Annotated in this window: 21 protein-coding genes; 10 read left to right on the top strand and 11 right to left on the bottom strand. The window is 62.6% G+C overall.

What is annotated here, in order from left to right:
- The first annotated feature begins 39 nt into the window (after positions 1 to 39).
- On the top strand, positions 40 to 1,428 hold the full coding sequence (gene sthA / locus NKJ26_RS08585) for a Si-specific NAD(P)(+) transhydrogenase (RefSeq protein ID WP_352598371.1): 1,389 nt from the start codon (positions 40 to 42) through the stop codon (positions 1,426 to 1,428).
- 71 nt (positions 1,429 to 1,499) lie between these two features.
- Here the strand turns inward: sthA and NKJ26_RS08580 are convergent, their stop codons facing one another.
- A complete protein-coding gene (locus tag NKJ26_RS08580) occupies positions 1,500 to 2,168 on the bottom strand; it encodes an alpha/beta hydrolase (protein ID WP_352694919.1) in 669 nt (222 codons plus the stop codon).
- Positions 2,169 to 2,367: 199 nt separating this feature from the next.
- On the opposite strand from NKJ26_RS08580, the gene NKJ26_RS08575 reads away from it, so the two are divergent.
- The gene (locus tag NKJ26_RS08575; RefSeq protein ID WP_352694918.1) at positions 2,368 to 3,537 is read left to right on the top strand and encodes an OpgC family protein; all 1,170 of its coding nucleotides are present in this window, start codon (positions 2,368 to 2,370) and stop codon (positions 3,535 to 3,537) included.
- Between the two features lie 38 nt (positions 3,538 to 3,575).
- On the opposite strand, the gene NKJ26_RS08570 is transcribed toward NKJ26_RS08575, so the two are convergent.
- Positions 3,576 to 4,652, bottom strand: coding sequence for a LacI family DNA-binding transcriptional regulator (locus NKJ26_RS08570; protein WP_352694917.1), 1,077 nt, complete (start codon positions 4,650 to 4,652; stop codon positions 3,576 to 3,578).
- 161 nt (positions 4,653 to 4,813) lie between these two features.
- Here NKJ26_RS08570 and NKJ26_RS08565 point away from each other — a divergent pair, with 161 nt between their 5' ends.
- The gene (locus tag NKJ26_RS08565) at positions 4,814 to 4,957 is read left to right on the top strand and encodes a hypothetical protein (protein WP_352694916.1); all 144 of its coding nucleotides are present in this window, start codon (positions 4,814 to 4,816) and stop codon (positions 4,955 to 4,957) included.
- Between the two features lie 56 nt (positions 4,958 to 5,013).
- Positions 5,014 to 5,163 carry a hypothetical protein gene (locus NKJ26_RS08560; RefSeq protein WP_352598366.1) on the top strand — a complete coding sequence of 50 codons (150 nt, stop codon included), beginning with the start codon at positions 5,014 to 5,016 and terminating at the stop codon, positions 5,161 to 5,163.
- Between the two features lie 14 nt (positions 5,164 to 5,177).
- Here the strand turns inward: NKJ26_RS08560 and NKJ26_RS08555 are convergent, their stop codons facing one another.
- Complete coding sequence (locus tag NKJ26_RS08555) at positions 5,178 to 5,543, bottom strand: DUF423 domain-containing protein (RefSeq protein ID WP_352694915.1); 366 nt, start codon at positions 5,541 to 5,543, stop codon at positions 5,178 to 5,180.
- A gap of 43 nt (positions 5,544 to 5,586) precedes the next feature.
- A complete protein-coding gene (locus NKJ26_RS08550; protein WP_352694914.1) occupies positions 5,587 to 6,840 on the bottom strand; it encodes an MFS transporter in 1,254 nt (417 codons plus the stop codon).
- Positions 6,841 to 6,958: 118 nt separating this feature from the next.
- Here NKJ26_RS08550 and NKJ26_RS08545 point away from each other — a divergent pair, with 118 nt between their 5' ends.
- Complete coding sequence (locus NKJ26_RS08545) at positions 6,959 to 7,624, top strand: GntR family transcriptional regulator (protein WP_352598363.1); 666 nt, start codon at positions 6,959 to 6,961, stop codon at positions 7,622 to 7,624.
- A gap of 89 nt (positions 7,625 to 7,713) precedes the next feature.
- Positions 7,714 to 7,974, top strand: a complete 261-nt coding sequence (locus tag NKJ26_RS08540) for a DUF982 domain-containing protein (RefSeq protein ID WP_352598362.1) — start codon at positions 7,714 to 7,716, stop codon at positions 7,972 to 7,974.
- Between the two features lie 55 nt (positions 7,975 to 8,029).
- Here NKJ26_RS08540 and NKJ26_RS08535 read toward each other — a convergent pair whose 3' ends face one another.
- Positions 8,030 to 8,182, bottom strand: a complete 153-nt coding sequence (locus tag NKJ26_RS08535; protein WP_081689681.1) for a hypothetical protein — start codon at positions 8,180 to 8,182, stop codon at positions 8,030 to 8,032.
- Between the two features lie 199 nt (positions 8,183 to 8,381).
- On the opposite strand from NKJ26_RS08535, the gene NKJ26_RS08530 reads away from it, so the two are divergent.
- Positions 8,382 to 9,353, top strand: a complete 972-nt coding sequence (locus tag NKJ26_RS08530) for a glycosyl transferase family 90 (RefSeq protein WP_352598361.1) — start codon at positions 8,382 to 8,384, stop codon at positions 9,351 to 9,353.
- Positions 9,354 to 9,395: 42 nt separating this feature from the next.
- Here NKJ26_RS08530 and NKJ26_RS08525 read toward each other — a convergent pair whose 3' ends face one another.
- On the bottom strand, positions 9,396 to 10,439 hold the full coding sequence (locus tag NKJ26_RS08525; protein WP_352598360.1) for an aldo/keto reductase: 1,044 nt from the start codon (positions 10,437 to 10,439) through the stop codon (positions 9,396 to 9,398).
- A 278-nt stretch (positions 10,440 to 10,717) separates the two neighbouring features.
- On the opposite strand from NKJ26_RS08525, the gene ppk2 reads away from it, so the two are divergent.
- Positions 10,718 to 11,638, top strand: coding sequence for a polyphosphate kinase 2 (gene ppk2, locus NKJ26_RS08520; protein WP_352694913.1), 921 nt, complete (start codon positions 10,718 to 10,720; stop codon positions 11,636 to 11,638).
- A gap of 320 nt (positions 11,639 to 11,958) precedes the next feature.
- Here the strand turns inward: ppk2 and NKJ26_RS08515 are convergent, their stop codons facing one another.
- The 5 genes from NKJ26_RS08515 to NKJ26_RS08495 all read right to left on the bottom strand — a co-directional run bounded on the left by NKJ26_RS08515 (position 11,959) and on the right by NKJ26_RS08495 (position 15,460).
- Positions 11,959 to 12,606, bottom strand: coding sequence for a dihydrofolate reductase family protein (locus NKJ26_RS08515; protein WP_352694912.1), 648 nt, complete (start codon positions 12,604 to 12,606; stop codon positions 11,959 to 11,961).
- Between the two features lie 213 nt (positions 12,607 to 12,819).
- On the bottom strand, positions 12,820 to 13,170 hold the full coding sequence (locus NKJ26_RS08510) for a HepT-like ribonuclease domain-containing protein (protein ID WP_352694911.1): 351 nt from the start codon (positions 13,168 to 13,170) through the stop codon (positions 12,820 to 12,822).
- Positions 13,170 to 13,466: a nucleotidyltransferase family protein gene (locus NKJ26_RS08505; RefSeq protein ID WP_352694910.1), complete on the bottom strand. Its 297-nt coding sequence runs from the start codon at positions 13,464 to 13,466 to the stop codon at positions 13,170 to 13,172. Before NKJ26_RS08505 ends, NKJ26_RS08510 begins: the two co-directional genes overlap by 1 nt.
- 48 nt (positions 13,467 to 13,514) lie before the next feature.
- Positions 13,515 to 14,546 (bottom strand): porphobilinogen synthase, encoded by a 1,032-nt coding sequence (gene hemB / locus NKJ26_RS08500; RefSeq protein WP_352694909.1) that lies wholly within the window; start codon positions 14,544 to 14,546, stop codon positions 13,515 to 13,517.
- A gap of 83 nt (positions 14,547 to 14,629) precedes the next feature.
- A complete protein-coding gene (locus NKJ26_RS08495) occupies positions 14,630 to 15,460 on the bottom strand; it encodes a DUF8605 domain-containing protein (protein WP_352694908.1) in 831 nt (276 codons plus the stop codon).
- Positions 15,461 to 15,983: 523 nt separating this feature from the next.
- Here NKJ26_RS08495 and NKJ26_RS08490 point away from each other — a divergent pair.
- Together NKJ26_RS08490 and NKJ26_RS08485 are read left to right on the top strand one after the other, a co-directional pair.
- A complete protein-coding gene (locus NKJ26_RS08490) occupies positions 15,984 to 17,027 on the top strand; it encodes an enoyl-CoA hydratase/isomerase family protein (protein WP_352694907.1) in 1,044 nt (347 codons plus the stop codon).
- Positions 17,024 to 17,446: a DUF6163 family protein gene (locus NKJ26_RS08485; RefSeq protein ID WP_352598351.1), complete on the top strand. Its 423-nt coding sequence runs from the start codon at positions 17,024 to 17,026 to the stop codon at positions 17,444 to 17,446. The genes NKJ26_RS08490 and NKJ26_RS08485 overlap by 4 nt, the downstream gene beginning before the upstream one ends.
- The last annotated feature ends 90 nt before the right edge of the window (positions 17,447 to 17,536 follow it).

Raw genomic sequence — 17,536 nt, 5'->3', positions numbered from 1 at the left:
GCGCAACAGAGCGTTCTGGGGCAAAGGGGACGGGGCAATATGGATTACGACATGCTGGTCATCGGCAGCGGCCCTTCCGGGCGCCGCGCCGCCGTGCAGTCGGCCAAGCTCGGCAAGTCGGTGCTGGTGGTCGACCGAGGCCGGCGCCTCGGCGGCGTCTCCGTCCATACCGGCACCATTCCGTCGAAAACGTTGCGCGAGACGGTGCTCAACCTCTCGGGCTGGCGCGAACGTGGCTTCTATGGCCGCGGCTACCGCGTCAAGCAGGATATTTCGGTCGGCGATCTGATCGAGCGCCTGCACAAGACACTCGATCACGAGGTCGAGGTGCTGCAGCACCAGTTCATGCGCAATACGGTCAAGAGCGCGCGTGCGTCGGTGAAGTTTCTTGGCCCCAACAAGGTCAGCCTGACATCAGATAATGGCGACTACAGCGAAGTCGGTTTTTCCAACGCGCTGATCGCGGTCGGCACAAGGCCGCACCGGCCGGGCGACGTGCCTTTCGACAAAAGCCGCGTCTTCGACAGCGACGAGATGCTCGAACTCGACCGCCTGCCGCGCACGCTGACCGTCATCGGCGCCGGCGTGATCGGTGTCGAATACGCCACGATCTTCTCGGCGCTCGACGTGCCGGTGACGCTGGTCGAGCCGCGCAACTCCATGCTCGATTTCGTCGATCGCGAGATCGTCGACGATTTCATTCACCAGATGCGCGATCGCGGCATGACGATAAGGCTGGGCAGCGCGGTGAAGGAAATCCGCTCCAAGCCTGAAGCAGCCGAAGTAGAACTGGCCGATGGCCGCACCATCCGTTCGGAGGTCGTGCTCTATGCCGCCGGCCGCACCGGCAATGTCGGCAGCCTGGGGCTGGACGTCGTCGGCATCGATGCCGATCCCAGAGGCCGTATCAAGGTCGATCCGCAGACTTTCCAGACGAGCGTGCCCAACATCTATGCTGCCGGCGACGTGATCGGCTTTCCGAGCCTCGCCTCGACCTCGATGGAGCAGGGCAGGGTGGCCGCCTGCCATGCCTTCGGTGTTTCGTTGCCGCCGCCGCCGGAAACCTTTCCTTATGGCATCTACGCGGTGCCGGAGATCTCCACCGTCGGCCAATCCGAGGAGCAGGTGCGCGAGAGCGGTGCTGCCTACGAGGTTGGCGTGGCACGCTTCCGCGAGACCTCGCGCGGCCATATCATGGGCGTCAACACCGGCTTCCTGAAGCTGTTGTTTTCGATCGAGACGCGCCGGCTGCTCGGCGCGCATATTGTCGGCGAAGGGGCAACCGAACTCATTCACATCGGCCAGGCTGTCATCAATCTCGGCGGCACCGTCGACTTCTTCGTCAACAACACCTTCAACTATCCGACGCTCGCCGAAGCCTATAAGATCGCCGGTCTCGACGCCTGGAACAGGATGGGGCGGGGCTAGGGCCACCCAGAGACCATCTGAGAGAGACGGATCTCACTTACTCCGCGCCGCGATCGATTCGTGCGGGTCGGTCAGCTTGCCTGCGCCACCGCCGCCGATCCTGCCAACCATTGCCTGACGATCGCAGCGTCTGGATCACCGACTTCATGGCCTGAGGAAATAATGCGTGCGTCGACCTCGGCGCCGTGCTCGCTGAGCAGCCTCACCAGCGCCGGTGCGAAGGGCCCGTAGGTCTCGTCGGCGGCGCCGGCGACGATCAGCGTCCGCGTTCCCCGCAGATCCGTCGCCGGCGCCTGGTCAAGCACCGGCATTGGCCTGAGCAGCGCCGCCGCCCTGACCATGCCTGGATGGAGCAGCATCAGGCTGGAAACCAGATTGGCGCCGTTCGAATAGCCGAGGAAGACCGCGCCTGCGGGATCGATCCCGTGCCGATCCCCGACCTTGGCGACGAACTGCCCGAAAGCAGCCGTCTCGGCAAGAATGCTTGTCTGGTCGAAGCGCGTCGGGGTGATCCGCTCGAACCAGCGGAAGCCATCCTCCTGGGGGACGCGTCCGCGCACCGCGACCAGTGTGGCACCGGGCGCTATTCTTTTCGCCAGTGGCAACAGGCTTGTCTCGTCGACGCCCGATCCATGCAGCAGGAAGAGGCATGCGCGGCTGGTTCCGCCGGCTGCGTCAAGACGATAGGGAAAGGCCAGATCCAGCAGCAGCTTGCCGTTTTCGACGTTCTCGTCGGTCATTCCGCATCCCTTTGATTACATTTCGTTTCGCTCAATTTGCCGGCTTCAAAACGCAATATTTTCATGCTCTGCGAAAGTTGATTGAACCGGGCGCACTCCAGCCCGTTTTCGGGCCGATACATTTCCTGCGGGAGGAATCGAAGCGGTGCGCCGGCATCGCATTGCCCCTATGAACGACCAGCTTTGAGGCCTTTTCTCGATGACCACCCCTGCTTCGCCGGAACGCGATACGCGTATCGATGTGGTGCGCGCGCTCGCGTTGCTGACCATTTTCATCGACCATGTGCCGGGTACGGCCTTCGAGGCCTTGACCTACAAGAATTTCGGCTTTTCGGACGCCGCCGAGGCGTTCGTGCTCATCTCCGGCATCTCCGTCGCGCTTGCCTATGGCACGAAGTTCCGGCCGGGCGGCCGTCTTCTCGCGACATTGAAGATGTGGCGGCGGGCGTGTGTGCTTTATATCGCCCATATCGTGACGACAATGGTGGTGATGGGCTTGTTCTGCGCCGTGGCGGTGTTCGCCAAAAAGCCGGAGCTCTTGAAGCTGATCAACATCGAGCCGCTGATGAAGAACACGCCCGAAGTGCTGGTCGGTATTGTCACGCTCGGCCATCAGCTCGGCTACAACAACATCCTGCCGGTCTATGCCGCGCTGCTTTTGATGGCGCCGGTCTTTGTCCTGTTCATCGGCCACAGGCCGCTTGCTGGGCTGACCGTGTCGGGCTTGCTGTGGCTTTTCGCCGGCATCTGGCAGATCGCTCCGCCGAACTATCCCGAGCCTGGTTTCTGGTTCCTCAATCCTCTGTCCTGGCAGTTCCTGTTCAACATCGGCATTGCCGCCATGCTGCATATCAGGCGCGGCGGTGTCATTCCGGTCAACCGCTGGCTGGTCGGCGCGGCCGCCGCCTATGTGCTGACGGCGGCGGTATGGGTGCACAGCCCGCTCTGGGGACACGTAACGTGGTTCAACCTGCCCGTGGTGCTCGGCGGTTTCGACAAGACCTTCCTGTCGCTGCCGCGGCTGTTGCATATCCTCGCGGTCAGCTACCTGTTCGTGGCTCTGCCGGCGTTCTCCAACCTGTTCCGCACCAGCCCCGATCATCCGCTGGCGATACTCGGCAAGCGTTCGCTGCCGGTCTTCATCGCCGGCACGGTGATCGCCATGGTCGCCCAGGTGATGAAACTGATCAATCCGGGTGGCCTTGCCTATGACGGCCTGCTGATATCGGCCGGCATCGCCATGCAGTTCGCGCTTGCCTTCTATCTCGAATGGCTGTCGGCCATCGGCGGTTCGGGCAAGGCCCGGACGCCCCAACCCGTCCGTGCGTCTTTCGGCATCTCGGCCGTGGCGGCGAGAGCCAATCGATGAGTCGCCTGGAGCTGTTTCCCGGAATTGCTTCGGGCGGTTCAGCCGGCTGGGGGAGCCGACGAACCCCGCACGATCAGTTCGACAGGCAGTTGCTGCCGGCGAGCCTGGCCATCGCTTTCCAGGATCGCCTTGACGGCCAGGCGCCCCATCTCCGCGATCGGCTGGGCGATCGTGGTCAATGGCGGCTCCGATACCGCTCCTTCCGGAACACCATCGAAGCCAACGACGGAAACGTCGCCGGGGACGTTCAAGTTGCGCGCGCTCAGCCATTCGAGCGTTGCCAGGGCCATTCTGTCCGACATCGCCAGGATGGCCGTGGGTGGCTCGCCGGAAGCAAAGATCGTTTCCAGCCCGGCCTTTGTGCTGGCGGCATCGTTGGCGGTTTCATAGACGGGCACTGTGGACGTATCGATGCCAACCCGCGAAAGCTCGCGGAAATAGCCGGTGAGGCGATCGCGTGTCCCGGCATAGGCCGCGGCGCGAAGCTCCTCGGGCGAAATAAGGCCTGTCCTGCCATCGGCGAAAGGCAGCGCCAGCACGGCAAAGCGGCGATGCCCGAGATCCGTCAGATGACGCGCCGCCAGGCCGGCGCCGGCGATGTTGTCGACACCGATCGCCGCGACTGACCCGTCCTCGGAATCCAGGTCGAGCGCCACAAAGGGAAGCTTGCGCTCTCGTGCCAGCTCGACCAGCCGCGAGCCGCCTTCGATACAGAAGACGATGAAGCCGTCGACCAGGGCGCTCTGGATGTTCCAGGCAAGCTGTTCGCTGTTGGCGGCTGAAACAAGGGAGATCCCGGCCCCCGTTGCGTCGCAGGCCTGGGAGATGCCGGCCATCATGACACGCGCAAAGGGATCGTCGAAGAAGTAGGAGAGGGGCTCTGCCGTCGCCACGCCGATGGCGTTGACCTTGCCGGCCCGCAGCAGCCGGCCCTTGGGATCCGGGCCGCCATAGCCCATCGCCTCGGCCGCAGCCTTGACCCGTTCACGGACTTCCTCGCGCACGATCTCGGGGCGGCTGAAAACATTGGATGCGGTGCCGTGCGAAACACCGGCAGCCTTGGCGATGTCGGCCAGCCGGACGGGTCGTCGATTGCCTGCGGTAAGTGGCGCCATTCTGCGTGCCTCCTGACCTGCATTTAGCACGTTCTTGAGTTGCATCTAGTATTTTCGTTGGATCGATTCAATTTATTGCTTGACCGGCGCTGGCCGAAGACCTATGTTTGAATCGATCCAAAGTGGCACATTCGCCTGCTGGATTGCCGAGGAGGAGCATCATGCACCCCGTCAACTATCTGTTCGAAGATATCTATCGCAACGACTGGAATATCGGGCCCACCACCGCCAGGCGTAAGCCGCGCGACGGTGCCGGCCCGTGGGTTCGCGACCTGCGTTTTCTCGTGAGGCGCAAGCGGAGCTGACCGGCGGCATTTTTTTGCCCATCGATTGGATCGATTCAAGCACAGGGAGACAGACCATGCATCCCATCAATCATCTGTTCGCAGACATTTACCGCAATTACTGGGGCATCTCGCCGGCTGCCGAGCGGCCGGAGGCGCGGCGCCTGGCAAAGCCCGCCACGCGCAACCGTGACTTCTGGGGCCGGCCAGGACGCCGTCGGGACTGAGCCTCGCCGAATGCTCAGGGACGCGGACGCACCAGGGCGGAGACCGCGATCGCCATCCACCCGGCGATGAGCAGGCTGCCTCCGATTGGCGCCGACATCGGAAACAATCTCGCGCCGGACAAATCGCGCGCGACAAGGTCGCCAGCGAAAAGCAGGAGCCCGGCCAAAAGCACGAGGCTGGCGATCCGCAGGAAGCGGTTCGCGCCAATGAGGCCAACGGCCAGAAAGACCGGGGCGTGCATCAGCAGGAAGGACGCGGCCGTGCCGGTGAAGGCGCCGCCACGATGCGCCGCCGCCGCCGATAGCGCCACCCCCGCCGCGCCGACGAGACCGCCGGCAAACACAAGGACACGGCTGCCGTTTGGATCGGCGAGGTTCATGTTGGAGCGCTCCCTTGTGCGGTTGGTCCGGCCGGGCAAACCCTCAGGGCTCGCCTGCCTCAAGCATCATATGCCGCGTTCGCCGCGACTGAACAATCCAGTTGTAGACCGCTCCTCCTGCCATCAGCACCGATGTGCCGAGAAACACAGCCGGCATGCCGAAACGGCCGCCCACGAAGCCGCCGGCCAGCGGCCCTGCGACCTGTCCGACATACTGCGCCGAGATCGACAGGCCCAGCACATTGCCGCCGACGCCGTCCGGCACATTGTGCCTGATAACGCTGGTGATGCACGGCAGCAGGCCGCCAAGCGCCAGGCCCATCAGGAAGCGCAGGCCGATCAGTTGCCAGCTATTGGTGACGAAGGCCTGCGGGATGAGCAGCAGGGCCGAGACGGCCAGCGCCCCGACGACGACGTTCCAGTGGCCAACGCGATCGGCAAGCTTGCCGAGCCATGAGGCGGAGACAATCGCGCCGAGCGCTGTCGCCGACATCACGACGCCGGCGACCAGCGTCACCCGGCTCTGATCCTCGATGAGCTGCTGCACGTAGACCGTGATGATCGGCTCGATCGACATGGTGGCGAAGGCGAGCAGCATGCCGGTGGTCAGCATGGCGACGACCGGACGCTTGTCGGGAACCTGCGACCAGCCGCTTTTCGGTTTCGCCGCCGACGCGGCTTTTGCCGCCTCGGTTCGCGTGTTCTCCTTGATCAGGAACGTCGTTGCCAGGAAGGCAACAAAGATGACGCCGCCGGACAACAGGAAGGTCGCGCGAATGCCGATCAGTGGCGGCAGCGCGCCGCCCAGCAGGGGGCCGACCAGCGAGCCTGCCGTGATCCCCGCCGACAACACGCCCAGGGCCCAGCCGGAGCGGTCTTTCGGCGTCTGCATGGCCACCAATATGGTCGAACCCGAGGAATAGCCGCCGGCAAAACCGATCAGCAGGCGCAGCAGCACCAGTTGCCAGACGGTCTCGACCATTCCCGTCAGCGACATGCAGAGCGCCATGCCGAAACTGGCCCGCACCAGCATCAGCTTGCGGCCGTAGCGGTCGCCAAGACGTCCCCACAGCGGCGCGACCATCGCCGCGGCGAAGAAGGTCGCCCCATAGGCGATGCCCGACCACTGCACGATCGCCACATGGCCCTCGGCGCCCAGCTGTTCGACGTAGAGCGGCAGGAAAGGCAACAGCAGGGTCATGGCAATGAGCGTGCTGAACGAGCCGGCGAAGCAGACGGCGAGATTGCGCCGCCAGTGGATGTTGTAGCCCTGCTGTTGCGTATTGTCCTGTGCCATTGCCTTGCCTGCCGAATGTCGGGGGGATTGTAGCGGATACCAATTTGGGATACCAAGCTGGTATCCGTCATGGACCTCAGCCTCGCCGCTGTCAATGCGGCCTCGAAAGGGAAACGCGATGTCGCAAATGCAGAACGTCGAGCGGCAGCTTCGCGAGATGATCCTGGGGTTGGAGATCGGGCCCGGCGAGCGCCTGACCGAGCGTTGGATCGAAGGCCGCTTCGGCGCCTCGCGCACCCCGGTCAGGGCGGCGCTGCTGCGGCTGGAGACCGAGGGGCTGGTCGGCAGGGACGGGCGCGGCTGGACGGTTTCACCCATCAATCTGGCCGAACTCGAGCAGATCGCGGTCTATCGCGAGGCGGTCGAGATCGCGGCTGTGCGGCTGACGAGCGCCCAAGCCGACAGAAGCGCCGTCGATGTGATCGAGGCAATGCTCGATTCCTGCGACAACGAAACGCCGCGCGAGGAATGGCATCGTATCGGCATGGATTTTCACATCGAGTTGGCGCGCCTGTCAGGCAACGAATTCCTGTTCCGGGCCGTTCGCGATGCCATGACACGGCTGTCGCGGGCTCGCTGGCTGGAGGTTCGCGATCAAGCTGCGCTTGTTCGCGCCTGGGCCGAGCATCGCGCCATTCTGGCGGCGACACGCCTTGGCGACGGCGATGGAGCCGCGCGCTTGCTTTCGGCCCATATCATCGGCAGCCGCGACCGGCTGGTCACGTCGCTCGCCAACGATCGACGCGGTCTTCGCGCCAGGGGATTTGCCGTCGTCGCTGCCTAGCTGGGGCAGGGCCATGCGAAAAGTTTCCGGCCGAACGTGAAGCGCACTTTCGGCCTCGCTTCACGGGCGCCGATGGCGTAAGAGCGGCGATGGAAAACAACCGATTTGAAACACCCGTGACCGTCAAGTCCGTCACGGCGGGAAGCACTCAGGTCCTGCGCTCGGCAAGGGAGGCTTCCGATTACCTTCTCAACAGCTGGCCCGGAAAGCGCAGCCCTAAGCATCGCGCGGCGCTGCAGGCCTGCCACGACGCGCTGGCCGGGGACAAGCCGGCCATGAACGCCAGGCGCGCCTTTATCGCGGCGGCGCGTGAAGTGGACGTTTTCGTCAGCGACAAGGCTCCTGCCTGATTACAGGACGACAATGGAGATTGAGGCACGGCCCGCATTCGCGGGCCGCATGCCGTCATTCTTCCGTTTCGGTCTCAGTCTCGCCTTCGCCCTCGGGTTTCGAACGTTCCCGCGCCGCGACCTTGGCCGCCTGCTTCTCGGCCTTCTTGGCCGCTTTCTGGCGGTCGCGTTCCTTGCGTTCCTGATCGTAGTTTGGTGCTCGCGCCATACCGGCTCCTTTTTTGATTGGCCCTGGGGCTCTGACCCTGCCTAGGAGCATTGGCTGCCAAACACAACAGCCGGAGCGAAACTATCCGGACGTCACAACGATCTGTTCGGGGACTTGCAAGATGCGCGGCACAATGGTGTAGGAAGTGCCGGGGCGCCGACCTATTGAGAGCTGCCTGTTTATCTTGATCAAGTGAGCTATGGCCACAATTGCGCGAACGACCGCAAGGGTTTTCTACTATGCGCGCAACTTTGCGCGCGATGCCGTCCCGCAGGCATTGTTCCGCCGCAGATTGGGCGCTCACCTGGAGATGGCGAGGCTTTCGGGCGAAGCGGCGCGCCGGCGCCTGAATTACTACAACAAGCTGCAGGATGGCTTCGTGCCCAGCCCCGATGCCGTGCGCATCAACAGGCTGCCCTTCACGCCGACCATGTACTATTACGACCTGAAGGAATTTGCCCGCTACTTCGATCCCGGATTGCTGATCGACCTGGAGTTCGGCGACGTGATCGACGTGCCGAAGGTGCCGTCGATCGTCAAGGATAGGCCGATCCGCGCCGACGACAAGAACGCGGTCATCATGAAGCTCGACAAGTTCCGTCACTTCCAGATGCCGGCCGATGCAACCGCATTCGCCGACAAGCTCCCGGCCGTGGTCTGGCGCGGCGATCTCAACAATCCGATCCGGACAAGATTTCTGGATGCGGTGTGTGACCTGCGGTTCTGCGACGCCGGCTCGCACAAGCCGAACGCACCGGCCGAGTACAGCAAACCCTATCTCAGCATCAGCCAGCACCAGCGTTATCGCTACATTGTTTCGCTCGAAGGCAATGACGTGGCGACCAATCTCAAATGGATCCTGAATTCCAACTCGCTTTGCTTGATGCCGCCGCCGACATACGAGACATGGTTTGCCGAAAAGCAACTCGAACCCGATGTCCATTATGTGCCGCTCGAATCGGACTTCGCCGATCTCGCGGAACGCGTGGCTTATTTCGAGCGGCACCCCGAACGGGCCGAACGCATCATCGCCGCCGCGAACGCCTATTGCCGGACATTCGCCGACGAGCGGACCGAGCAGGCGATCTCCCTGCTCGTGCTCTATAAATACTTTGTGCTCAGCGGCCAGGTCAAACCGGACGCAGAGGTCTGGCGCTTCATTTCGGGTTAGCCGCCGGCGGGTATCGCCCGCCAGATGATCGAAAATCGCGGGTCAGACGCCGCATCGGTCAATCACGAGGTCGGCGGCGCCAAAACGGTCTTTTGCCGTCAGTTGCTGGTGCCAGTAGGGGTAGAGCAGGGGCGGCCTGCTGACCGTGTCGAGGCGCCCGCGTTCGTCGTCCGAGAGCGCAAGGCTTGCGGCTGCGATATTGTCCTTGAGCTGCGTTTCGCTGCGCGCGCCGATCACCAGCGAACTGATGGCAGGCCGGCCGAGCAGCCAGGCGAGGGCCACCTGCGCGGCCGACACGCCGCGCTGAGTACCGATCTCAACGAGGATATCGACGATCCGCCACAGCCGGTCCTCATCGCGGATCGGCGGTTCCGACCAGCCGGCGAGTTGGCGGGCGGTCGGGCTGTCGCGGCGGTATTTGCCGGAAAGCAATCCGCCGGCGAGCGGGCTCCACACCAGCACGCCCAGCCCCTGGTCGACCGAAATCGGCAGCAGCTCGTATTCGGCCTCGCGCGCCTCCAGCGTGTAGTGGATCTGCTGGGTGACGAAGCGCGGCTGGTGGTGGCTGTCGCTGATGGAGAGCGCCTTCATCACCTGCCAGCCTGAATAGTTGGAACAGCCGACATAGCGAACCTTGCCTTGGGTAACCAGCGTGTCGAGCGCGGCAATGGTTTCCTCCAGCGGGGTTGCACCGTCCCATTCGTGCAGGAAGTAAATGTCGATGACATCGGTCTTCAGGCGCTTGAGGCTCTTCTCGCATTCGCGGATCAGATGATAGCGCGACAGGCCTTCATCGTTGGGACCATTGCCGATCCGCATCCGCGCCTTGGAGGCTATCAGCACGTCGCCCTTGCGCTTGCCGCCGAGCGCTTCGCCGATGATCTCCTCGGAAATGCCGTTCGAATAGACATTGGCGGTGTCGATCAGGTTGATGCCGGCATCGATGCAGATGTCGATCATCCGGCGTGCCTCGTCGAGGTCGGTCTTGCCGACAGCCGAAAACGCGCCGGCGCCGCCGAAGGTCATGGTTCCCATGGTCAGTGTCGAAACTTTCAAGCCGGAACGGCCGAGGGTGCGGTATTCCATGTCGGTCCTCGCGATTGCATTGGGAAAAGGAGGGGAAGGGTAGCCCCGATGTAGCAGGTATTTGTAGGACAATTTGGATCGTTTGTCGCCATGCCACGACGACGGATCGATCATGCCTCGCGGATTTGTAGCGGCGGCGGCGGTCAAGACCAGGCTGCAATAAAACCGTCATTGCCGGCCTATACTGAAGTCGGCTCAGGTGTTGCCATTCCCGGACGCAGGTCAGGAGCTTGGAGCGCCTGACGTGACCGACAGGGCTTGCAAGCGGAGCAGCGAAAATGACCGAGGAAAAACAGAATTCTCCCGCCAAGGACTGGCTCGAAGCAGAACTCGCCGACACGCTCGACGAAGACTATGAGCTCGAATTATCGGAGCCGGCGCTGTCGATGGAGATCGCCAAGATCTACAAGAACTCGCATCCGCCCTCGATCGATCGCATGCAGTATTTTCGCGACTTGATCGCCTTGCAGTCGGAATTGATCAAGCTGCAGTCCTGGGTCGCCCATCACAAGAAGAAGCTGGTGGTGATTTTCGAGGGCCGCGATTCCGCCGGCAAGGGCGGCGTCATCAAGCGCATCACCCAGCGGCTCAATCCGCGCATCTGCCGCGTCGTGGCGCTGCCGGCGCCGACCGAGCGCGAGAAGTCACAATGGTATTTCCAGCGCTATGTCCCGCATCTGCCGGCGGGCGGTGAGATCGTGCTTTTCGACCGCTCCTGGTACAACCGCTCCGGCGTCGAGCGGGTGATGGGGTTCGCCGGGCCGGACCAGGTGGAAGAGTTCTTCCACGACGTGCCGGAGTTCGAGCGCATGCTGGTGCGCTCCGGCATCACGCTGGTCAAATACTGGTTCTCGATCACCGACGAGGAGCAGCAGATGCATTTCCTCATGCGCATCCACGATCCGATGAAGCAGTGGAAGCTGTCGCCGATGGATCTGGAGTCGCGCGTGCGCTGGGAGCAATACACCAAGGCCAAGGAAGAGACGTTCGCCCGCACCAACATTCCCGAGGCGCCATGGTTCATCGTCGAGGGCAACGATAAGAAGCGGGCGCGGCTGAACTGCATCGACCATCTGCTGCAGCAGGTTCCCTACGAGGAAGTGCCGCACGAGGAGATATCGCTGCCGGAGCGCGTCTTCAACCCGGAATACGAGCGCCAGGTGCTGCCCGGCGAGCTTTACGTGCCGGAGAAGTATTGATGGACTACTCCCTTCTTCCCGTCACTATACGGGAAGAAGGTGCCGGTCCACCCTCCGAAGCTGCTGCGGAGGACCGGCAGGCGGATGAGGGGCGGCGCCGACGTCGATGGTTGAATCCTCACAAATCGCTGCGTAGGCTCAATTTATTCTGCTACCATGTTGCCATCAGTGATATTCCCGGCGACGCAATATTCGACCGGTTGCGCCGCCCCTCATTGCCCTGCCGGGCATTTCTCCCCGTATAGTGACGGGGAGAAAGAAATCCGCACCACGGGTTTTGCCAATCACCACAGTCGCAGACGACACGTTCACACTATTTCTTAAGCCCGCTTGATGGCCACATGCGTGGCAAGCGCCGTAGCTACCTGCTCGGTACATTGATAGCCGAGCTTGAGCATATCCAACCCTGAAAACAGGCTCTCTCCCCTCCCAAGCAACACCGGCGAGATCGCCAGATGCATCTCGTCGATCAATCTCTCCTGCAGATATTGCCGGATGGTGGCGACGCCGCCACCGACCCGCACATCCTTGCCACCCGCCGCCGCCTTCGCCTGCTCCAGCGCCGAATGGATGCCGTCGGTCACGAAATAGAAGGTCGTGCCTCCTTCCATCGTGATGGGTGCCCGCTCGTGGTGCGTCAGCACGAAGACCGGCACGTGGTAGGGAGGGTTGTCGCCCCACCAGCCTTTCCAGCTGTCGTCAGGCCATTCGCCGCGGATCGGCCCGAACATGTTGCGGCCGAGGATCCATGCGCCGACATTCTCGAAACTGCGCGCCGCAAAATCCTCATCGGCGCCGGTCGTCGCGCCGCCCTCTTCGCCGAACATTTTCCGAAAGGTGCGGGTGCTGAAGGCCCATTTGTGCACGGCTGGGCCGCCGACGCCGAGCGGATTTTGCAGATCCTGGTCCGGACCGGCACCATAGCCGTCAAGCGACAGACTGAATGCATTGACGCGAAGCTTGGACATGAAAGGTCTCCTCGATAACCGATTGTGTTTTGCAAGTAGTTTCCTTGTAGCAAACTGATTGCGATTTGCAAGCGGTATTTTTCGACGACGCCCGACGAAGCCGACGTCCGAAATGCTTCATCGTCAGGAGAGAGGTTGTATATCACGAGAGCGACATCGCACTTGCACAGTGGGCGAAACAGGGTGCGCCGCAGCTCGTGCTGGAAGTCAGAATTATCGGGGCTTCGACGCTTCGAGCATACGTTCGACGACAAGACGTAGGGGGAGCAGGTTATCCGTCACCACGGCCCACACTATCGCGCCGGAAGTCTTGTGGTATTCGTGACGCAAAACGTTGCCTATTCCACGAACTTGTTTCCATGGAATCTCAGGAGCAAGAGCTGTCAGATCCTCCGGAATATGTCGCGCAGCTTCGGAAACGATTTCGATCCCGCGCTCGGTGCCATGTCGAAGCAGCCAGTCGCTGTTGAAGTCATCCAGAGTCTTACCGGTTGTGGCAGCGATAATACCATCCAAAGCCTCTATTATTTCGGCTAGAATCGGTTCGATCCGACGCGCTGCCATCAAAATATGCGCACAGCCGATCGTTCGATATCGGCCTTCAACATTGGGTTAAGGCTGTCGCGGGTGGTGATATCAATCTCTGCTGACATCGTCTCTTCGAGAAATTGCTTGATGCCGACCAGGTCGATCAGCGAGAAACGCTTCGCAGGATCATAATCGATGAACAGATCGAGATCGCTGTCCGGCCGCGCGTCGTCCCGCGCCATCGATCCGAACAGATAAAGCGAAGTCGCGCCCATGCCTTTGATAGCATCCGCGTTTCTCTGCAACTGCCGTATGACGTCATTCCTGCTCATAAATTCATTCTAGCGGATTGTTGCCAAAATTCCAAAACGGCCGGACTGCTATCCCTTCAGCAGCTCCGCCACTTCGGGCGCAAAATAGGTCAGGATCCCGTCGCAGCCGGCGCGCTTGAAGGCGAGCAGCGATTCCAGCATCGCCTTCTCGCCATCGATCCAGCCATTGGCGGCAGCCGCCTTGATCATCGAATATTCGCCCGACACCTGGTAGGCGAAGGTCGGCATCTGGAATTCGTCCTTCAGCCGCCGGATGATGTCTAGATAGGGCAAGCCGGGCTTGACCATCAGCATGTCGGCGCCTTCCGCGAGGTCCTGCTCCGCCTCGCGCACCGCCTCGTCGGAATTGGCATGATCGATATAATAGGTCTTCTTGTCGCCCTTGAGCAGGCCAGCGGTCCCCACCGCCTCGCGGTAGGGGCCGTAGAAGGCCGAGGCGAATTTGGTCGCGTAGGACATGATCGCCACGTCCTGGAAGCCGTTGGCGTCGAGCGCGTGGCGGATGGCGCCGATCCGGCCGTCCATCATGTCGGACGGCGCGATAATGTCGGCGCCGGCGGCCGCCTGGACCACGGCTGCCGCCGCGACCTGTTCGACCGTTTCGTCGTTGACGATGATGCCGTCGCGCAGGATGCCGTCATGACCGTGGCTGGTGAAGGGGTCGAGCGCGGCATCGGTGATGATGCCGATCTGCGGCACCGCGTCCTTTATCGCCCGCGTGGCGCGGTTGATGACGTTTTCCGGGTCGAGGATGTGCGAGCCCGTGTGGTCGCGCAACGAGATGTCGACATTGGGGAAGGTGGCAAGCGCGGGAATGCCAAGTTTTGCCGCGCGTTCAGCCTCCTTGACGGCAAGGTCGATCGACAGGCGGAACACGCCGGGCATGGCGGCGATCGGCTCTCGCACATTTTTGCCATCGACGATGAAGATCGGCCAGATCAGGTCGTCGACCGTGAGCCGGTTCTCCTGCACCAGACGGCGCGACCAGTCGGCCTTGCGCATGCGGCGCAAACGCCGGCTGCCGGTGATGTCGTCGACGCTGCGCGCGCCGGCTGGCTTTGTCGGGGTGAATTTGTTCATTTGCCTAAACTCCGGATCGGTGGGTTTTTACCACGGCCCCTTGCCGCTGACCAATGCGACACGTTTGTGCAAGCGGCCGCGTTCTATTCCGGTTGCCCATTGCCCGACAGGATCTGCGCCGCGCCGCGCATGGCGACGCGAAAGGCATCGTCGAAGGAAACCCCGCGCACCTGCCAGCGATAGGTATTCCCAGCCGTCGCCAGGCGCCAGTCGGCGATCCAGCCCAGTTCCTTATCGCTCCACACGATACTGCCGGCCAGCGCTTGGTCGGCGCCGGCTTTCTTGGCAACAGCGTCCAGCACCATCATCTCGGCGTCGCGCAGGCTTCTGTCGTCCAACGCTGCCTGCGACAGTTGCACTGCCGTGGGAAACGCCACCTGCATGGCAAGCGGCGCGGCGGCATTGCTGAAGGATTCGCGCATCAGCAGGCCGCGCTCATCGTCGGCATCGAGCGCGAAATGCCTGGCGCCGCGCTCGGTCGCCAAAAATACCGCCAGCCGTGGCCGCTCCATCAGCCACGGCTTGCTGCCGAGCGATGCCAGCAGCGGGTCGATCACCGCCGGCGTGTACTGGCAATAGAGGTTGTGCGGCCGATCGTACGTGCCTTGATCGTCATGGTTGGGAATGCCTTCCATGCGGTCGCGGTAGCTGAAGCCGGCGACGAAGCTGCCGGCCTTCTCGCGCAGGACTGACATCTCCGGTTTGGCCGGCAGGCGCTGATCGCCGGAAACCCGGACCAGAACCGCGTCGAGACAGCGCTTGAAACCGGACTGGCGGTTTTTCTCGTACTTGCCGTTGACGATGGTCTGCGATCGGTAAAGTTCGGCGAGGTTTGTCGCCAAGGCTGGATGGACAGCCAGGCAGATGCCGATCAGCGCCATCGACACCAGTGCTCGGCGCAAAAATCGAGTCATGGACACCCCCCGTTCAAAGACCCGCCAGCGCCGCGTTGCAGCACGCATGCCGCCCGGTTTCTCATCGTTGCCGGCATTACGGTTCGATTTTTAGCACCGGCCCCCGACGCGAGCCAAGCGGTTGCGGTGGCACGGCAACGAAACCCGGTTCAACGGGTTCCTCTGGAGCGTTCGCCGGCGCTCCACTGGAGCGTTCGCCGGCGCTCCACTGGAGCGTTCGCCGGCGCTCCACTGGAGCGTTCGCCGGCGCGTTGGTTGAGAAGCATCAAACGAAAAACCCGCCTGTGCGGCGGGTCATTGGCGCAAATCTGCACCATAGGTAAATATCTACCATAGCTGCACTCACCCTGTCAAGAAAAAATTCCTATCGTGAAAAGCTGCCGGCATAAAAAGCGCCGGCACCGCCGGTGTTAGCCGCCTTTTGCCAACGTTCGGAGCCGTGCGGTGCGTCCCGGCATTGACGCATCCATGCGCCACGCTTTAGCACTTCAGTCCCGGCGGCACGGGAAGGGATTCTTTCACGATGGATTTTGGCGGAGGCGACGAGATCCGCTTCGAGCATCTGGGCCGGGCCGGCATCGTCACGCTGACGCGGCCGCACGCGCTCAATGCGGTGACGCATCGCATGGTCAACGCTCTGGCAAAGGCTTTGCGCGCCTGGGAGCGGGATCCGGGCATCGACGTCGTCGTCGTCAAGGCCGAGGGCAGGGCGTTTTCGGCCGGAGGCGATATCCTGCACATCTACGAGGCCGGACGGGCCGGAAAGCCGCCGGTCGAATTCTTCGCCGACGAGTATCGGCTCAATGCCCGCATCAACAGCTTCAAGAAGCCTTACGTCGCTCTGATCGATGGCATCGTCATGGGCGGCGGTGTCGGCATTTCCTTCCACGGTTCGCACCGGGTGATGACCGAGAATGCCCAGTTCGCCATGCCGGAAGTCGGCATCGGCTTTTTCCCGGATGTCGGCGCCAGCCATTTGCTGCCTGATCTCGGCGGCTCCTTCGGCATGTATCTGGCCCTGACCGGCAACCGCATCCGCTATGGCGACGCGCTGTGGTCGGGGTTGGCTACCCACACCATCAAGGCCGAGGACCAGTCGGGCTTCCTCGACCGGCTGGCCCTGACCGGCGATCCGGAATCGGTGCTGCGTGGTTTCTTCGTCCAGGCGAGGCGGGAGACCGACAGGCCGACGCTGGAGGCGATCTCCAGCCATTTCGCCCAACCGTCGCTGCAGGACGCCATCGGTAGTCTGGAGCGCGCCGCGGGCGCCGACGATTTCGCCGCAAGAACGCTGGCGACGATCCGCACGCGCTCGCCGACCAGCCTTCGCGTCGCCTGGCGCCAGATCAGCGCCGGGTCGACCCTGTCCATGGACGATTGCATGAAGATGGAGTTCCGCATTCTCAACCGCATGCTTGCCGGCCACGATTTCTACGAGGGCATCCGCGCCGCCATCATCGACAAGGGATCGACGCCGCAATGGCGGCCGGCAACCCTGGACGCGGTCGGCGAGGCGGATGTCGACGCCTATTTCGCCCCGCTCGGCGAACGGGAGCTTCGGCTATGAGCGAGGTGACCTCCAGACGCGTCGTACTTCAGCCCTCCGGGGTGGAAGTTATCTTCGCCTGGTTCCAGCGCGTCGTATCGGGCTACTGCCTGCTGTTCGGCGTTCTCTACTGGATCAAGCTGATTGGCTTCTATCCAGGCCCCCTGTGGCGCTTCGACCTGATGCCGGTGCACTGGCAAGTGGCGGCGGTGGTGCTCGCCGTGTTCTTTCCCTTTGCCGCCGCCGGCCTGTGGATGCTGGCCTCCTGGGGCCCGGTGATCTGGTTCATCTGCGCGGTGACCGAGACGGTCATGTACGCCGGCTTCCCCGAGCTCTTCGGCCACCGTCCGCTCATTGTCGTCTCGCATGCCGCGGTGACGCTGCTCTATATCGTTTTTCGCATCGTCATCTACATGCAGAAACGGCCGAGGCGGGGGTAAGCCGTTGAGCGGATTGGCGACCTGGCGATATCCCGGATTCCGCCCTCGGAACATTGCCTAAATCTTTAGGTTAATCATCCTTGTTCGGGT

Origin of the sequence: Mesorhizobium sp. M0152 (assembly GCF_040322415.1) — a bacterium.
In the GTDB taxonomy this organism is placed as follows: Bacteria; Pseudomonadota; Alphaproteobacteria; order Rhizobiales; family Rhizobiaceae; genus Mesorhizobium.
This window is presented reverse-complemented; position numbering and strand designations above follow the sequence as displayed.